Source organism: Leifsonia sp. 71-9, assembly GCF_001898805.1.
Lineage (GTDB): Bacteria > Actinomycetota > Actinomycetes > Actinomycetales > Microbacteriaceae > Leifsonia.
This window is the reverse complement of sequence record NZ_MKVJ01000018.1, coordinates 126,102-142,196: the sequence shown is the minus strand read 5'-3', so window position 1 is coordinate 142,196 and position 16,095 is coordinate 126,102. Positions and strand designations below refer to the sequence as shown.

The window sequence follows — 16,095 nt, the reverse complement described above, 5'->3', positions numbered from 1 at the left end:
GGCGCAGGCGAGACGGCAGGCCGAACGCGCGGCCAAGATGGATGCCGGCATCGAGGAGTTCACCCTCTGGCTGGGCGATCTGGCTCGGGCCGGCCTCGCCGATGCCCGCGGGCGGGAGCGGGCCTGGTGGGACGGGGTCGCCGCACGGCTCGTCGACGCGCAGCTCCCTGCGCTCGCCGAGCAGGTGCGCGATGCCGGTGGGGCGATCCGCGCGGGGCTCGGCGACCGGGACCTCCTCCAGCTCATCGGCCGCTGGTGGATGCTGGCGCAGGGGTGGTCGCGGCGCGAGACGCTTCCCGCCGACGAGCAGGCCGAGCTGCGCACGGCGCTCGGGTGGCCCGTCCCGACGGCGGAGGTCCTCGCCGGGGAGTCGCGCACCGGTGTCTGGTCGGTGGCGGGAGTCCATCGGGACCTCGGCGGCCGGCTGCAGCAGCAGCGCACCTGGCTCCGCGACGACGACGGGGGGCACGTGCTCCTGCTGGAGATCAGCGGACCGGGGAGCGCCCTCGGCACACCGCAGCTGGTCGGCAGCCGCCTCCGGGCGACGGTCGGGCTCTATCCCGGTTCGTCCCCGCGGCGAGCCCTGTTCGACGGCTCCCCCGAGCCGGCGGGGGTCGCCCGCGACCTGGGGGCCGGGATGGATGTCGCCTCCGCGCACGCCGCCGCAGCGGAGCAGTTGGCGACGGCGCCGTGGCGGGTCCGCTTCCCGGTGCTCCTCGGCGGAGTGACCGTCGCCGCCGGGGAGGAGACGGCGGTGGTCGACGCGCACGGCCACGCCCTCCCGCTCGTGCCGGAGGCCGACCGGACGACGATGCTCGCGATCACGGGCGGGGCACCGTGCGACGTGTTCGGCGAGGTCGAGGACGGGCGCCTGCGCATCCTGTCGCTCGTCACCGACGACGGGGTGGTGGCACTGTGACGGCGGTCGACGACCTCGGAGCGTGGCAGGGCGAGCTCCTGGCGACAGCGCTGGTCGGCACCGACCGGCGACGGCCGGCCCGTCCGCCGTCGGAGCTCGGGGTCGGCGTGCTCGACGGAGACGAGCGGGACCCGCGCACCCTGCTGCTCGACCAGGCCGCCCTCCAGGACGTGCTGCTCCGGGCGGGACGCCGTCCGCAGCGGGGCGCGGCGGTCGCCGCGGCGCCGCCGGAGACCCGTCCGACCGCACCGCCCGCCGCCGCCGAGCTGCTCGGTCTGCTGCTCACCCAGCCGCCGGTGCCCGCCGATCTGCGGTCACGGCTGCTCCGGCTCTGGCTGGACTCCGCCGCGCGCCACGGGATGATCGTCCCGCCGCGCCGGCTTCCCGCCCTCCTGGAGCTCGCCCGCACGGACGAGGCGCTCGCGGTCGCACTCCACGCGGCCTGGGGCGAGCGGGGTGCCTGGCTGGCCGGGCTCGTCGATGCGCCGAGACGGGCGACGCGGCCGGAGCTCTCCGCGGCCGAGCTGGCCGAGCAGTGGCCAACCCTCCCCACCGCGGCAGCCGCCGACGCCCTGCGCCTGCTGCGCCGATCCGATCCGGCGGCCGCGCGCGACCTGCTCGCGTCCGCCTGGGGCGGTCTGCCCGCGCGCGGCAAGCAGGCCTTCCTCGCCGTGTTCGACGACCGGCTCTCCGCCGACGACGAACCGTTCCTGGAGGCCGCGCTCGATGACGGCTCCGCGCCGGTGCGCCAGCGGGCGGGCGTGCTGCTCGGCCACCTGCCGGACAGCCGCTACGCCCGACGGATGGCGGAGCGGCTCCTCCCGCTCATCGCCGTCAACCGGCGGCTGCTGTCGAAGCGCACCGTGGCCGTGTCCGCGCCGACGGAGCTCGACGAGGCCGGGCTCCGCGACGGCTTCCCGGCACCGGCGGCCGGGGTCGAGCCCGACCGCGTGGCGTGGCTGAGGATGCTGGTCGAGAACGCACCGCTGAGCACCTGGACGGCGGCCACCGGCGTCGGCATCCCGCAGACGCTGGAGCTGATCCTCCCGGACAAGGCCCTGCGCGCCCCGCTCATCGAGGCCGTCCACCGGCAGCGCGATGCCGCGTGGGCCACCGCCTTCCTCGAACACGCCGGATACATCGACCTCGTCGAGCTGGCGGAACCCGCGGCGCTCGAACGCTGGCTCGTCGCGGCGCTCGCCGACCGGAAGACGGGGATCGGTGCGCTCGAGAAGGCGCTCTCGCACGCGCCGGAGCCGTGGTCGCCCGCCCTCACGAGCGCGGTCCTGGACCGGATGGAGGGCGACGCCTCGCCCGGGGACGGTCCCGCGCCGGCGGTCCTGGACCTCACGGCCGCGCTGGCGACCGCCCTTCCGGAGAGCTCGCCCCCCCGCGTCCGGCAGCTGCTCACCCTGGACGGCCCCGCCAGGGCGCGCCGTTCGCTCGCCGCCGCCCTGCAGTACCACGCCATCGCCCACTCGATCAGGAAGGCCCTCCCGTGACCATCGCCGATATCCCGACCCCGACGGTGCTGCGCGAGCACGCCGAGCAGTCGTACGCCGACGAGCTCTCCGCCTTGCGGGCCGTCGACGACCGGCCGCGACCGCCGCAGTGGAAGCTGTCCCCGTGGGCCGTCTCGACCTACCTGCTCGGCGGCGCGCTGCCGGACGGCACCGTCATCACCCCGAAGTACATCGGCAGCCGCCGGCTGATCGAGATCGCCATCGCCTCCCTCGCGACCGACCGCGCCCTCCTGCTGCTCGGCGTGCCGGGCACGGCGAAGTCCTGGGTCGGCGAGCACCTCGCCGCCGCGATCAGCGGCGACTCGACCCTGGTGGTGCACGGCACGGCCGGCACCGCCGAAGAGGCGATCCGGTACGGCTGGAACTACGCCCGCCTGCTGGCCGAGGGCCCGACGGAGGGCGCGATCGTCCCGGGACCGGTGATGCGGGCCATGCGCTCCGGATCGCTCGCCCGGATCGAGGAGCTCACGCGCATCCCGTCGGACGTGCAGGACTCGCTCATCAGCATCCTGTCGGAGAAGAGCATCCCGATCCCCGAGCTCGACACCGAGGTGCAGGCGCAGCGCGGGTTCAACATCATCGCGACCGCCAACAACCGCGACAAGGGCGTCAACGATCTCTCCTCGGCGCTGCGCCGTCGCTTCACGACCGTCGTGCTGCCGCTGCCCGACACGCTGGACCAGGAGGTGGAGATCGTGGAGAGCCGCGTCCGCAGCCTGGGCGCGTCCCTCGAGCTCCCCGCCGACCTCGCCGCGCTGAGCGAGATCCGCCGGGTGGTGACCGTGATGCGCGAGCTGCGCGCCGGCGTCACGGCCGACGGACGCACCACGATCAAGTCGCCGTCCGCGACGCTCTCGACGGCGGAGGCGATCTCCGTGGTCACCAGCGGGCTCAGCCTCGCCGCGCACTTCGGCGACGGCGCGGTGCGCGCGGACGACGTCGCCGCCGGGCTGCTGGGCGCGGTGGTGAAGGACCCGGTCCAGGATGCCGTGGTCTGGGAGGAGTACCTGGAGACCGTCGTGCGCAACCGGCCGGAGTGGGCCGACCTCTACCGCGCCTGCCGCGACCTCGGCGACTGAGCGACACGGTGCCGGACGTACACATCCTCGGGATCCGCCATCACGGGCCGGGATCGGCCCGCTCGGTCGCGGAGGCCCTCGACGCGCTCGCGCCCACGCTGGTGCTGATCGAGGGCGCGCCCGAGCTGGATCCCATCGCCGCGCTCGCCGGCGACCCCGACATGATCCCTCCGGTCGCCGGCCTCGTCTACGCGGTCGACGACCCGCGCCGGGCGAGCTTCTACCCGCTCGCCTCCTTCTCGCCCGAGTGGGTCGCGCTGCGCTGGGCCCTGGCGAACGGGAGCAGCGTGCGCTCGATCGACCTGCCGGAGACGCACGGCGTCGCCATCCGCCAGCGCCTCGCCCAGCGCGAGCTGCTGGAGGAGGCCGACGGACCGGAGGAGGCCGCCGGACCGCGTGAGCCCGTGCCAACAGTCCAGCCGACGGCCGGGGACGCCCGGCAGGGGCGCGACCCGATCGCCGCGCTCGCCGGCGCGGCCGGCTACGACGACCCCGAGCGGTGGTGGGAGGATGCCGTCGAGCGGCGCGAGGGATCCGTCCTGGAGCGCTTCGCCGCCCTCTCCTCCGCGATCGCCGAGCTGCGCCGCGACGAGCCGGCCGCCGCGCCGGTCGTCGGTCAGGACGGCGACCTCGATCTGACCGCCCTGGCGGACCCGCTCGGCACGGCGATGACGGCCCTCCGCGAAGCCGCGATGCGCACCGCCATCCGGGCCGCGTCGAAGGGCGGCGACGAGCGGATCGCGGTGGTCTGCGGCGCGTGGCACGCTCCGGCGCTGGAGCCGGCCTCCTTCCCCTCCGCTGCGGCCGACCGGCTTCTGCTGCGCGGGCTGCCGAAGGCGAAGGTGGCGGCGGCCTGGGTGCCATGGACGGCGTCGCGGCTGAGCTACGCCTCCGGCTACGGCGCCGGCGTCTCCTCCCCCGGCTGGTACCGGCATCTCTTCGAGCACGCCCGGTCCGGCTCCGCGTCGGACGTCGCGACGGTCTGGCTGGTGAAGGTGGCCCAGGAGCTCCGCCGCCAGGGGATCGACGCGTCCACGGCCTCCGTGGTCGAAGCCGACCGGCTCGCGTCCACGCTGGCGACGGTGCGGGGCCGCCCCGGGCCCGGCCTCGACGAGCTGGACGACGCGGCGCTCTCGGTGCTCGCCGACGGCAACCCGCTGCCGCTCTCCCTCGTCCACGACCGGCTGGTCGTGGGAGACGACATCGGCTCGGTTCCGGCGGCCGCCCCCCTCACTCCCCTGGCGGCCGATCTGGAGCGCGCGCAACGGGCGACCAGGCTCAAGCCGGCCGCGCATCCCCAGACCGTGACCCTGGATCTGCGCACCGACGCCGGCCGCGCCCGCTCGACGCTGCTGCATCGGCTGCGCCTCCTCGGCATCCCGTGGGGAGCTCCCGTCGATGCCGGGCGCACCACGGGCACGTTCAAGGAGGCGTGGGAGCTCGCCTGGTCTCCGGAGCTCGCCGTCGCGGTCGTCGAGGCGAGCGTCTACGGCACGACGCTCGCGTCCGCGACCGCCGCGAAGGTCGCGCAGGACGCGCGCGACGCACCGGACCTCGCCGCCCTCTCCGAACTGATCTCGCAGTGCCTCCTGGCGGAGACGCCGGTCCACGACGTGGTCGCCCGACTCGCGGAACGGGCGGCGACGCACACCGACGCCCTCGAGCTCCTCGCCGCGATCGAACCGCTGGCGACCGTGTGCCGCTACGGGAACGTGCGGGGCGTCGAGACCGGCGAGGTGCGTGCGGTGCTCGACGAGACCGCGGTCCGCGCCTGCGTCGGCCTCCCCCCGGCCGCCGTCGCGCTCGATGACGACGCGGCGACCGCGCTGCGAAGCGCCGTGGAGTCCGCGCACCGGGGACTCACCCTCCTCGAGGACGAGGACCTGCTCCAACGCTGGTGGCGGACGCTCGGGGAGCTAGCGGACCACGATCGCGTCCCCGGTCTGCTCTCGGGCCGAGCCACCCGGATGCTCCTCGACGCCGCGCTGCTCGACACCGACACGGTGGCGACGCGGATGAGCCGGGCGCTCTCGATCGCCGCGGACCCGGCCGACGCTGCCGGGTGGATCGACGGCTTCCTCACCGGGGACGCGACCGTGCTGATCCACGACCCGGCCCTGCTGGCTCTGCTCGACGAGTGGCTCGGCTCCGCCGGCACCGACGTGTTCGACGACATCCTGCCGCTCCTCCGGCGCACCTTCTCCGCGTTCACGCCCGCGGAACGCGCCAGGATCGGCCATCGGATCTCCGACGGTCCCTCCGCAGCGACCGCGGCGGCACCGGACGTGGATGCGGCGGCGGCGCAGGCAGGCCTCCGTGCGGTCGCACGGCTCCTCGGCTGGAAGGTGGTGTCATGAGCGACGACGACGCGGCGACGCAGGAGCGCCTCACGCGGTGGCGGCTGGTGCTCGGCTCGGGCGACGCGGACGGAGTGCGATCCGGCGGGGAGCCGATCGCGCTCTCGGCCGAGGACGCCGCACGCGACGGTGTGCTCGGCGAGCTCTACGACGCCGACCGCCGCCGCGGGCTGGGCGGCTCCCAGCCCCGCGTGGCCCGGTGGCTGGGCGACATCCGCGGCTACTTCCCCTCCTCCGTCGTCCGGATCATGCAGGCCGACGCGATGGACCGGCTGGGGCTGCGGGAGATGCTGCTGGAGCCGGAGATGCTCACCGCGGTCCAGCCCGACATCCACCTGGTGAGCACCCTGATCGGGCTCGGTTCGGTGATCCCGGAAGCGTCCAAGGCGACCGCGCGAGCCGTCGTCCGCCAGGTCACGGACGAGCTGCAGGAGCGCCTGCGCGCCCAGACCGTGCAGGCCGTCTCGGGCGCCCTGGACCGCTCCGCGCGCACGCGCCGGCCCCGGCCGGCGGACATCGACTGGAACCGGACGATCGCCGCGAACCTCCAGCACTACCTCCCGGAGCACCGCACCGTGGTGCCCGAGCGGCTGGTGGGCCACGCCCGCCGCCGCACGCAGGTGCAGCGCGAGATCATCCTGTGCATCGACCAGTCCGGCTCCATGGCCGAGTCCGTCGTGTTCTCCAGCGTGTTCGGCGCCGTGCTGGCGTCGCTGCCGGCGGTGCGCACCCGCCTCGTCGTCTTCGACACCACGGTGGTGGACCTCACCGAGGAGCTGGACGACCCCGTCGACGTGCTGTTCGGCGTCCAGCTCGGCGGCGGCACGGACATCAACGGGGCGCTGGCGTACTGCCAGTCGCAGATCACCCAGCCGACCGACACGGTGCTCGTGCTCATCAGCGACCTCTACGAGGGCGGGATCGCCGAGGAGATGCTGCGGCGGGCCCGGTCGATCGTCGGCTCCGGGACGACGATGGTCGCCCTGCTCGCCCTCTCCGACTCGGGCAAGCCCTCGTACGACGCGCAGCACGCGGCGCAGCTCGCCGGCATCGGCGTCCCGGCCTTCGCCTGCACGCCCGACCTCTTCCCCGACCTCATGGCCACCGCCATCGAGCGGCGGGACGTCACGGCCTGGGCCGCATCCAACGGCATCGCCACACCGTCCGAGGGCGAGGCGAGCTGACGCGGATCAGGTGGATTCGGGATCGAACGGCGGCAGGGCGCCGGCCGGGAGGGCGCGCTGGGCGGCGGCCGCGGGGCTCGCCGGCTTGATGGAGCTGGTGGGGGCGGGGGCGTCCTCGAGGAGGGCCTCACGGATGATCCGGCGCGGGTCGTACTGGCGCGGGTCGAGCTTCTTCCAGTCGACCTCGTCGAACTCCGGGCCCATCTCCTCGCGCATCCGGGACTTCGCACCGTTCGCGAAGTCGCGCAGCGAGCGCACGAACTGACCGAGCTTCCCCGCGTACAACGGCAGGCGTTCCGGGCCGATGACGAACGCCGCGATCACCGCCACGATCAGCAGCTTGTCAAAGGTCAGTCCGAACACGCATCAAGAGTATCGCGCCGGGCTTGCGCGGATGCTGGGTCGGCGGGCCGTATCCTGGACCGGAGGCAAGGAGCACTGTGTCAGACAAGGACTCGAACTGGAGATTCTCCGACGACGTGATCGTCGAGAGCGACGTGATCGCGCGGGCGCGGCAGCAATCGCTGGAGCTGGGCGTCGAGCCGATCGCTCCCAGCACGGGCGCGCAGGCGGCCATCGTGGTGGCCGCGACGGCCGCCGAGAACATCGTCGAGATCGGCACGGGTGTCGGGGTCTCCGGCCTCTGGCTGCTGACCGGTGGCGCGAACGCGCAGCTCACCTCGATCGACCAGGAGCTGGACCACCAGCAGCACGCGCGCGCGTTCTTCACCGAGGCGGGCGTCGCCTCCAACCGGGTGCGCCTCATCACGGGACGCGCGCTCGACGTGCTCCCCCGGATGAACGAGAACTCCTACGACATCGTCTTCATCGACGCGGACCCGCAGTCGGTCATCGAGTACGTGGAGCACGGCCTGCGGCTCGTCCGCCCCGGCGGCACCGTCCTCGTCGCGCACGCCCTGTGGCGCGGCCGGGTCGCCGATCCCGCTGCGCGCGACGACGTCGCCACCGGCTTCCGCACCCTCATCACCGAGACCGCGCGCTCCGGCGCCGTGATCAGCGCGCTCTCCCCCGCCGGCGACGGCCTGTTGCAGCTGACCAAGCTCGCGCCGTAGACGTACCCGTGGAAACAACGAACGGACCCTGAGCATTCAGGGTCCGTCCGACGTGTTATTCGTTCAGGAGGCACTCACGACGCTCGCGAGAGCATCGTGCAGTTCTTTGGCTTCCGCGTCGTTGACGGAGACGACCAGGCGCCCCCCACCTTCGAGCGGGACACGCACGATGATGAGCCGTCCCTCCTTCACAGCCTCCATTGGCCCGTCCCCGGTCCTCGGCTTCATGGCCGCCATGCAGCTCCCCTTTCGTGGATGTCCCCCTATTATCCGACATCCGCGGCGACCTGTGGAAATCGGCACCCACCCCGAGCGGGTGCCACGGGTCACGGCGGCGACCAATCCGCACCGTCGACGCCCCAGCAGATCGCGATCCAGCCGACCTGCATGGCGAGGAACAGCACGACCAGCGCGACCCGGTAGACGCGGCTGCGCGGCAGTGCCAGCGCGCCCAGCAGCGGAAAGAGCGGCATCAGGAGGCGGAACGTGCTCGACTGCGGGAAGAACACCGCGAAGAGGTACACCGAGTAGGCGATCACCCAGAAGAGCAGGTCGGGACCGAGTCTCCTGACCGCCGGCGAGAAGAGCAGCACGGCGTACAGGGCGACGATGACGACGAGCACGACGATGCCGATCCAGCCCGGCAGGCCGAGCATGACCGTCGTCCACCACTCCGCCCCCTGGAACCACGCCGCGAACGGGACGAGGTGCTGGTAGCCGATGTACGCCGCGCGCCAGGCGAGCTCGGTGTCGGTGTAGGCCGTCCAGGATCCGGTCGCGATGCCCGCGATCGCCGGCCAGGCGAGGCCCGCGAGCCCGCTGAACACCGTCAGCGACACGCTCAGGACGCGCTCGCGGAGCGGGAACGGGTCGTCGCGGCGGCGCACCCAGCGGTAGACGACGTGCAGGCCGAGGGCGAGGGCGAAGGCGAGCCCGCTCGGCCGGGTGAACGCCATCACCAGGGTCACCGGGAACAGCCAGCCGTACCGGCGGTCGACGAGCAGGAGCAGCGCGACGGCGAGCAGCAGCAGCTGCAGCGACTCGGCGTAGGCCAGCTGGAAGAGCGGGGAGACCGGGGCGACGCAGAACAGGACGACCGCGAACAGGGTGGTCGACTCCGACAGCCCGACCCGCCGGAGCAGCCGATGGAGGACGAGGGCGGCCCCCGCGGCGCAGAGCACCGACACCAGCACGGACGCCGGCGCCCAGGAGAGCCGCGTCACGAACATCACGGCGTCGACGACGCCCGGGTACACGGGCATGAACGCCCAGGCGTTCTCGGTGACGTGCACGCCGTCGGTCGGCAGCGCGGCTGGGTAGCCGGACACCGCGATGATGTTGTACCAGAGCCCGTCCCAGATGGTCGCGAACGAGAAGTAGTCGGGCTTCGGCCCTGTCCACGGGTTCTGCCCCTGGTTCGCGGCGAAGATCAGCAGGACGACGGTCGTGAAGACGCGGCTCGCGACGAAGATCGCGAGCACCCGGACCCACCACAGGGTCCACCACGAGCCCGGCTGCGCCGCGGGACGGACCGCGGCGTCCGGCTCAGCGGGCGCCGGAGCCGGTGAGCCAGGCACGGAGTCCGGCCTCCACGGCCACGATCTGCTCGACGTCGACGCGCTCGTCGTCGGCGTGCGCCTTCAGCGGGTCGCCGGGGCCGTAGTTGACCGCCGGGATGCCCATCGCGCTGAACCGTGCCACGTCGGTCCAGCCGTACTTCGGCTTCGCGACGCCGCCGACGGCCGCCACGAACTCCTGTGCCAAGGGCGCGTCGAGGCCGGGGCGGGCGCCGTCGGCCCGGTCGACGACGGTGATCTCGTAGTCGCCGAACAGCTCGTGCATGTGGTCGATGGCCTCCTGCGAGCTGCGGGAGGGGGCGAACCGGTAGTTGATGTGCACCATGCACTCGTCGGGGATGATGTTGCCCGCGATGCCGCCGGAGATGCCGACCGCGTTGAGGCCCTCGCGATAGACGAGGCCGTCGACCTCCACCTCCCGCGCCTGGTACGCGGCGAGGATGTCGAGGATGGGAGCGGCCTTGTGGATGGCGTTGTCGCCGACCCAGCCGCGCGCCGAGTGCGAGCGCAGGCCGTAGGTGCGCACCTCGACGCGGAGGTTGCCGTTGCAGCCGCCCTCGACGACGCCGTTGCTGGGCTCGCCCAGGATGGCGAAGTCGCCGGTGAACAGATCGGGGCGGTTGCGGGAGAGCCGGTTGAGCCCGTTGAGCTCGGCGTTGACCTCCTCGTGGTCGTACCACATCCACGTCACGTCGATCGCGGGGTCGGTGAGCTCGGCGGCGAGCTTCAGCTGCACCGCCGTGCCGGCCTTCATGTCGACGGTGCCGCGACCCCAGAGGTAGGTGACGCCGCCCTCGGTCTCGAAGCGCGTCGGCAGGTTGCCGTTGAGCGGGACGGTGTCGATGTGCCCCGCGATGAGCGCGCGACGCTCGCGGCCGAGGTTCGTGCGGGCGACGATCGTGTCGCCGTCGCGGATCACCTCGAGGTGGGCGAGCCCGAAGAGCGCCTCCTCGATCGCGTCGGCGAGCTCCTTCTCGTTTCCGGACACGGACTCGATGTCGCAGATCTGGCGGGTGAGGTCGGTGGAGGTGGCGGTGAGGTCGAGAGGCACCCTACTAATCTAGAGCCATGCCTTCCGAGATTGCTGACGAGTCCGCCGCGCCCGCCACCTCCCGCACCGCGTGGGGCTACGGACTCGCGACCGTGGCCGGCGACGGCACGGTTCTCGACACCTGGTTCCCCTCGCCGCAGCTCGGTCGCATCCCCGCCGGCCGCGAGCCCTGGATCGCACCGGCCGAGCTGGAGGCCCTGGCCGGCGAGGACGCCCGACGCAACGTGCGCATCGACACCGTCACGGTCGAGATCGACCTCGACGCCGCACCGGCCTCCACGCCGGACGCGTACCTGCGCCTGCACCTCCTCTCGCACCTCCTGGTCGCGCCAAACACCCTGAACCTCGACGGGATCTTCGGCCACCTGCCGATCGTCACCTGGACGAACGCGGGCCCGGTGCTCCCGGCCGACTTCGACCGCCTGCGTCCCGCCCTCCAGCGCGCCGGCATCCACGTCACCGGCATCGACAAGTTCCCGCGGCTGCTCGACTACGTCACGCCCGACCGCGTGCGCATCGCCGACGCGTCGCGCGTGCGGCTCGGTGCCCACCTCGCCCCCGGCACCACCGTGATGCACGAGGGCTTCGTCAACTTCAACGCCGGGACCCTCGGCTCCTCGATGGTGGAGGGCCGCATCTCCCAGGGCGTCGTCGTCGGCGACGGCTCGGACATCGGCGGCGGCGCGTCCATCATGGGCACCCTCTCCGGCGGCGGCACGCAGCGCGTCGCGATCGGCGAGCGCGCGCTGCTCGGCGCCAACTCCGGCATCGGCATCTCCATCGGCGACGACTCGGTCGTCGAGGCGGGCCTGTACGTCACGGCCGGCACCAAGGTCGTCGTCGTCGACGCCGCTCCCACCGCCGACGGACGCCCGCAGACGGTGAAGGCCGTCGAGCTCTCCGGCGTTCCCGGGCTGCTGTTCCGCCGCAATTCCGTCTCCGGCGCCGTCGAGGTGCTGCGCCGCGCCGGCTCCGGCGTGGAGCTCAACGCGGCGCTGCACGCATAGCCGAACCTGCTCGGCGACGCACCCCTCCGGTCAGACGAACGCCAGCACCGACGCCGGGTCGTTCAGGATGCGGCCGAGATCGGCGAGCAGGATCGACGCCTGCTGACCGTCCACGATCCGGTGGTCGAACGAGAGCGCCAGCGTGAGCACGTCGCGCAGCGCGATGCCGCCGTCGTGCTCCCACGGCTGACGGCGCACCGCACCCAGTGCCAGGATCGCAGCCTCCCCCGGCGTCACGATCGGCGTGCCCGCGTCGACGCCGAAGACGCCGACGTTCGTGATCGTGATGGTGCTGCCGGAGAGGTCGGCGGGAGCCGTCCGTCCCGAGCGGGCGGTCTCCGCGAGAGTGCGGATCGCGCCGGCGAGGTCGGTGAGCGGGAGCAGGTCCGCATCCCGCACCACCGGCACGAGCAGCCCGCGCGGGGTCGCGGCGGCGATGCCGAGATGGACGGCGCCCGACTGCACGATCTCCTGCGCGTCGTCGTCCCAGCGGGCGTTCACCTCGGGGGTGCGCCGGATCGCCAGGCACAGGGCCTTGGCCACGACGGCGAGCAGGCCCGGCCTGGCCTCGCCCTCCGCGGTGCGCGCGCGCAGCCGCTCGACGAGCTCGGACGTCGCGGTGACGTCGACCGTGAGGAAGACCGTCGCCTGCGGGGCCGAGAACGCGCTGCGCACCATCGCCTCGGCCGTCGCCTTGCGCACGCCGCGGATCGGGATGCGCACGTCGCCGCGGTCCGCGGTCGCCGGTGCGCTCGGTGTCGCCGGTGCAGTCGGGGCCGCGGAGACGGGAAGGCGGTGCGACCCGCCCGCCGTCGCCGGACCTCCCGCACCGGTCCCGGTCACGGTCCCGAGGTCGATGCCGCGCTCGCGGGCCAGCTTGCGCACGGGCGGGGTGGCGCGGGGACGCTCGGCCAGGGCCGTCGCGGTGGCCGCCTGCGCTGCCGCGGGCGCGGGGGCGACGGCCGCTGCGGTCTCGCGCGCGGGGGCGGCCTCCCGTGCCTGTCCGGCCGGAGCCAGACCGGGGCGGGCCCGGCGCGCGGGCCGGGTCGTCGCATCGGGACGGGCGCCATAGCCGACCAGCGTCGGTTCCGGCACGTCGGCGCGGTCGCCCGCTCCGTCAGGACCGTCAGCGGATTCTGGCTCCGCGCCCGCCACCTCGAACGCGACGAGGGGCTCCCCCACCGCGACCGTCACCCCCGGTTCGACGTAGAGGCGCGACACGCGACCGTCGTACGGCGCCGGCAGCTCGACGAGCGCCTTGGCCGTCTCCACCTCGGCGATGATCTGGTTCAGGTGCACGCTGTCGCCGACCGCGACCTTCCAGCTCACCAGCTCCGACTCGGTGAGGCCCTCGCCGAGATCCGGCAGGGCGAAATCCTTGACCGCCATCAGTCCTCCACCCCCGAGAGGGAGTTCGGCCGGTCCATGACGCGGTCGATGCCGTCCAGGATGCGGTCGAGGTCGGGCAGGTGCGCCGACTCCAGCCGTGCGGCCGGGTAGGGGATGTCGTGCCCGGTGACGCGCACCGGCGCGTGCTCGAGCTCGTAGAAGCAGCGCTCGGTGATCGACGCCGAGATCTCCGCGCCGAGTCCGCCGGAGAGCGCGGCCTCGTGCGTCACCACGAGCCGGCCGGTCTTGCGCACCGAGGCGACGACCGTGTCCAGGTCGAGGGGCGAGAGCGAGCGCAGATCGATCACCTCGACGGAGACGCCCTCGTCGCCGGCCGCCACGGCCGCATCCCTGGCCAGCTGCACCAGGCCGCCGTAGGTCACCAGGGTCACGTCGCCGCCGGTCGCCATGACGCGAGCGGTGCCCATCGGGCGCGCGTCCGCCAGGGCGGCGGCTTCGTCCACCTCACCCTTGGCGTGGTAGCGGCGCTTCGGCTCGAAGTAGAGCACGGGGTCGTCGGAGGCGATGGCCTGCTGGATGAGCGTGTACGCGTCCTGCGGATCGGACGGGCTCACGACGCGCAGCCCCGCCGCGTGGGCGAAGTACGCCTCGGGCGAGTCGGAGTGGTGCTCGGCCGCACCGATCCCGCCGGCGAACGGCACGCGGATCGTGATCGGCATCCGCACGGCGCCGTCTGTCCGGTAGTGCATCCGCGCCACCTGGCTGACGATCTGGTCGAACGCCGGGTAAATGAATCCGTCGAACTGGATCTCGACCACCGGGCGGTACCCGCGGTACGCCATCCCGACGGCGGTGCCCAGGATGCCCGACTCGGCCAGGGGCGAATCCATCACCCGGCGCGGGCCGAACTCGGTCTGGAGTCCGTCGGTCACCCGGAACACCCCGCCCAGCGTGCCGATGTCCTCCCCCATCAGCACCACGTGCGGGTCTCCCGCGAGCGCCTTGCGCAGGCCCGCGTTGATGGCCTTCGCCATGGTCAGGGTGGTCACCGTCCGTCACCCCCGACGAACGTGCGCAGGTAGCGCGAGTAGTGGTCCCGCTGGCGCGCGATGCCGGTGTGCGGCTCGGCGTAGACGTTGTCGAAGACCGTGAGCGGCTCCGGGTCGCGCAGGGCCAGGCAGCCCGCGCGCATCTCGGCGGCCACGGCGTCGGCCTTCGCGTGGATGCGCGTGAGGCGCTCCTCGTCGAGGCGCCCCTGGGCGTCGAGGTGCGCCTCCACCCGGGAGATCGGGTCGCGGCCGCGCCACTCGTCCAGCTCGGACGGGTCGCGGTAGCGGGTGGGGTCGTCCGCCGTGGTGTGCGGCCCCATCCGGTAGGTGACGGCCTCGATGAAGGTCGGGCCGCCTCCCGAGCGGGCGCGGTCGAGGGCGGCACGGGAGGCCGCGAGCACGGCGAGCACGTCGTTGCCGTCGACGCGGATGCTCGGCACGCCGAAGCCGGGGGCGCGCTCGGCGATCGGCCGCTGCGCCTGCAGCCCGACCGGCTCCGAGATCGCGTACTGGTTGTTCTGGCAGAAGAACACGACCGGGGCGGCATAGGTGGCGGCGAAGATCAGGGCCTCGCTCACATCGCCCTCGCTCGTCGCGCCGTCGCCGAAGTAGGCGACCGCGACCGCATCCGTGCCGTCGGCCTGGATGCCGAGCGCGTATCCCGTGGCGTGCAGGGTCTGCGCGCCGATGATGACCTGCGGGGTCGCCATGTTGATGTCGTACGGGTTCCAACCGCTCTGGGTCGTGCCGCGCCACACGCGCAGCAGGTCGACGAGGCCCGCACCGCGGCAGTAGGCGACGCCGTGCTCGCGGTAGCTGGAGAAGACGAAGTCGTCGGAGCGCAGCGCGCGCCCGGAGCCGATCTGGGAGGCCTCCTGCCCGAGCAGCGGCGGCCACAGGCCGAGCTCGCCCTGGCGCTGCAGAGCGGTGGCCTCCGCGTCGATGCGGCGGATGACCACCATGTCCTCGTAGAGGTCGAGCAGTTGGTCGGGGCCGATGTCGGAGACCCACGCGTCATAGCGGTCGTCGCTCAGCCGCTCCCCCGTCGGCGTCAGGAGCTGGACGGTGTCGGCTCCCGCGGGGAGTCGCACGTCGTCGAGGCCGCCATCGCGGCCGAGGTGCACACCAGGCTGATTGTCGATCGTCACGGTTCACGCAACCTTCACTCTCATGCCCGGGGCGGCTCGCTCGTGACGGGCCGCTCCGGCCTCCGGCCCCTTTGCCGGAAGTAATCGGAAGGCTACGCTGTGCGATCAGGACGCACAACCAGCGGCGTGTCGACCGTGCAGACTGCCCTATCCGGGACGCGGCTCCGGTGCTACCTTTCACACTATGCGCACGTTCGACAGCACCGACCGCCGCATCCTCGTCGCCCTCGCGGACGACCCGCGGTCGACCAACGTCTCCCTCGCCGACCGCCTCGGCCTCAGCCGCAACACGGTCCAGGCGCGGCTCGCCGAGCTGGAGCGCAGCGGCGCGTTCCTGTCGTTCGAGCGGCGCATCGACGCCCGCGCCGCCGGATATCCGCTGGCCGCCTACGTGACGGTCCACGTGCAGCAGCAGCTGCTCGCCGCGATCGTCGAGCACCTCACCGGGATCCCGGAGATCGTGGAGGCGCACGGGCTCTCCGGGTCCTCCGACCTGCTCCTGCGTGTGCTGGCGCGCGACGCGGAGGACCTGTTCCGCATCACCGGCGCCATCCAGTCCACCGAGGGCGTCGTCCGCGCCGAGACCTCGCTCGACATGGGCGAGCTGATCCCATACCGCTTGCGGCCGCTGCTGAAACCTTGAATTGCAGATCCGTGCATGCACGGAGGTAACCATCGCGTCGTCCTGTCAGAGTGAAGGGACTCGATCCACCGCTCACAGCGGCGACGAAAGACGGGCATGACGGAAACCCTTCGGCGACACCGCCACGACTCCCCT

At 73.2% G+C, this 16,095-nt stretch carries 15 protein-coding genes (1 of these 15 cut by a window edge); 8 read left to right on the top strand and 7 right to left on the bottom strand.

Going from position 1 to position 16,095, the window contains the following annotated elements:
* The 5 genes in view from BGO91_RS13535 to BGO91_RS13515 are tightly spaced (at most 8 nt apart) and all read left to right on the top strand, a layout consistent with a single transcriptional unit that may run on beyond the window.
* Nucleotides 1-919, top strand: the 3' portion of a protein-coding gene (locus BGO91_RS13535) for an SWIM zinc finger domain-containing protein (protein ID WP_290473264.1). Its footprint begins 416 nt before the window's first position; the window shows 919 of its 1,335 coding nt (coding positions 417-1,335); the start codon falls outside the window, past its left edge; its stop codon occupies nucleotides 917-919.
* Nucleotides 916-2,421 (top strand): DUF5691 domain-containing protein, encoded by a 1,506-nt coding sequence (locus BGO91_RS13530; protein WP_290473263.1) that lies wholly within the window; start codon nucleotides 916-918, stop codon nucleotides 2,419-2,421. Before BGO91_RS13535 ends, BGO91_RS13530 begins: the two co-directional genes overlap by 4 nt.
* A gap of 2 nt (nucleotides 2,422-2,423) precedes the next feature.
* On the top strand, nucleotides 2,424-3,521 hold the full coding sequence (locus BGO91_RS13525; protein ID WP_349863678.1) for an AAA family ATPase: 1,098 nt from the start codon (nucleotides 2,424-2,426) through the stop codon (nucleotides 3,519-3,521).
* An 8-nt stretch (nucleotides 3,522-3,529) separates the two neighbouring features.
* A complete protein-coding gene (locus tag BGO91_RS13520; RefSeq protein WP_290473261.1) occupies nucleotides 3,530-5,878 on the top strand; it encodes a DUF5682 family protein in 2,349 nt (782 codons plus the stop codon).
* Complete coding sequence (locus BGO91_RS13515; protein WP_290473260.1) at nucleotides 5,875-7,062, top strand: VWA domain-containing protein; 1,188 nt, start codon at nucleotides 5,875-5,877, stop codon at nucleotides 7,060-7,062. The genes BGO91_RS13520 and BGO91_RS13515 overlap by 4 nt, the downstream gene beginning before the upstream one ends.
* A gap of 6 nt (nucleotides 7,063-7,068) precedes the next feature.
* Here BGO91_RS13515 and BGO91_RS13510 read toward each other — a convergent pair whose 3' ends face one another.
* Nucleotides 7,069-7,425 (bottom strand): Sec-independent protein translocase TatB, encoded by a 357-nt coding sequence (locus tag BGO91_RS13510; protein ID WP_290473259.1) that lies wholly within the window; start codon nucleotides 7,423-7,425, stop codon nucleotides 7,069-7,071.
* A gap of 77 nt (nucleotides 7,426-7,502) precedes the next feature.
* Between BGO91_RS13510 and BGO91_RS13505 the strand changes: the two genes are divergently transcribed.
* The gene (locus tag BGO91_RS13505; RefSeq protein WP_021764148.1) at nucleotides 7,503-8,135 is read left to right on the top strand and encodes a class I SAM-dependent methyltransferase; all 633 of its coding nucleotides are present in this window, start codon (nucleotides 7,503-7,505) and stop codon (nucleotides 8,133-8,135) included.
* Nucleotides 8,136-8,198: 63 nt separating this feature from the next.
* Here the strand turns inward: BGO91_RS13505 and BGO91_RS13500 are convergent, their stop codons facing one another.
* From BGO91_RS13500 to dapE, 3 genes are all read right to left on the bottom strand, one after another.
* Nucleotides 8,199-8,372, bottom strand: coding sequence for a DUF3117 domain-containing protein (locus BGO91_RS13500; RefSeq protein ID WP_021764147.1), 174 nt, complete (start codon nucleotides 8,370-8,372; stop codon nucleotides 8,199-8,201).
* Between the two features lie 89 nt (nucleotides 8,373-8,461).
* The gene (locus BGO91_RS13495) at nucleotides 8,462-9,712 is read right to left on the bottom strand and encodes a hypothetical protein (protein WP_290473258.1); all 1,251 of its coding nucleotides are present in this window, start codon (nucleotides 9,710-9,712) and stop codon (nucleotides 8,462-8,464) included.
* Nucleotides 9,681-10,763, bottom strand: coding sequence for a succinyl-diaminopimelate desuccinylase (gene dapE, locus BGO91_RS13490; protein WP_290473257.1), 1,083 nt, complete (start codon nucleotides 10,761-10,763; stop codon nucleotides 9,681-9,683). Before dapE ends, BGO91_RS13495 begins: the two co-directional genes overlap by 32 nt.
* 17 nt (nucleotides 10,764-10,780) lie before the next feature.
* On the opposite strand from dapE, the gene dapD reads away from it, so the two are divergent.
* Nucleotides 10,781-11,770 (top strand): 2,3,4,5-tetrahydropyridine-2,6-dicarboxylate N-succinyltransferase, encoded by a 990-nt coding sequence (gene dapD / locus BGO91_RS13485; protein WP_021764144.1) that lies wholly within the window; start codon nucleotides 10,781-10,783, stop codon nucleotides 11,768-11,770.
* A 30-nt stretch (nucleotides 11,771-11,800) separates the two neighbouring features.
* Here the strand turns inward: dapD and BGO91_RS13480 are convergent, their stop codons facing one another.
* Genes BGO91_RS13480 through pdhA form a run of 3 tightly spaced genes read right to left on the bottom strand, consistent with a single transcriptional unit; the run spans nucleotide 11,801 to nucleotide 15,293 of the window.
* On the bottom strand, nucleotides 11,801-13,159 hold the full coding sequence (locus BGO91_RS13480) for a dihydrolipoamide acetyltransferase family protein (RefSeq protein ID WP_290473256.1): 1,359 nt from the start codon (nucleotides 13,157-13,159) through the stop codon (nucleotides 11,801-11,803).
* Entirely contained in the window at nucleotides 13,159-14,169 is a 1,011-nt protein-coding gene (locus tag BGO91_RS13475; RefSeq protein ID WP_290473255.1) for an alpha-ketoacid dehydrogenase subunit beta, read from the bottom strand. The genes BGO91_RS13480 and BGO91_RS13475 overlap by 1 nt, the downstream gene beginning before the upstream one ends.
* Nucleotides 14,166-15,293, bottom strand: coding sequence for a pyruvate dehydrogenase (acetyl-transferring) E1 component subunit alpha (gene pdhA / locus BGO91_RS13470; protein WP_290473365.1), 1,128 nt, complete (start codon nucleotides 15,291-15,293; stop codon nucleotides 14,166-14,168). Before pdhA ends, BGO91_RS13475 begins: the two co-directional genes overlap by 4 nt.
* Before the next feature lie 208 nt (nucleotides 15,294-15,501).
* On the opposite strand from pdhA, the gene BGO91_RS13465 reads away from it, so the two are divergent.
* Nucleotides 15,502-15,960, top strand: a complete 459-nt coding sequence (locus BGO91_RS13465) for an Lrp/AsnC family transcriptional regulator (RefSeq protein ID WP_290473254.1) — start codon at nucleotides 15,502-15,504, stop codon at nucleotides 15,958-15,960.
* Nucleotides 15,961-16,095: the final 135 nt, after the last annotated feature.

What these genes read in the sequence shown, in the direction of transcription:
- BGO91_RS13500 (WP_021764147.1), bottom strand. Translation starts at nt 8,372, where the DNA reads ATGGCGGCCATGAAGCCGAGGACCGGGGACGGGCCAATGGAGGCTGTG.
- BGO91_RS13465 (WP_290473254.1), top strand. Translation starts at nt 15,502, where the DNA reads ATGCGCACGTTCGACAGCACCGACCGCCGCATCCTCGTCGCCCTCGCG.
- BGO91_RS13480 (WP_290473256.1), bottom strand. Translation starts at nt 13,159, where the DNA reads ATGGCGGTCAAGGATTTCGCCCTGCCGGATCTCGGCGAGGGCCTCACC.
- dapD (WP_021764144.1), top strand. Translation starts at nt 10,781, where the DNA reads ATGCCTTCCGAGATTGCTGACGAGTCCGCCGCGCCCGCCACCTCCCGC.
- BGO91_RS13515 (WP_290473260.1), top strand. Translation starts at nt 5,875, where the DNA reads ATGAGCGACGACGACGCGGCGACGCAGGAGCGCCTCACGCGGTGGCGG.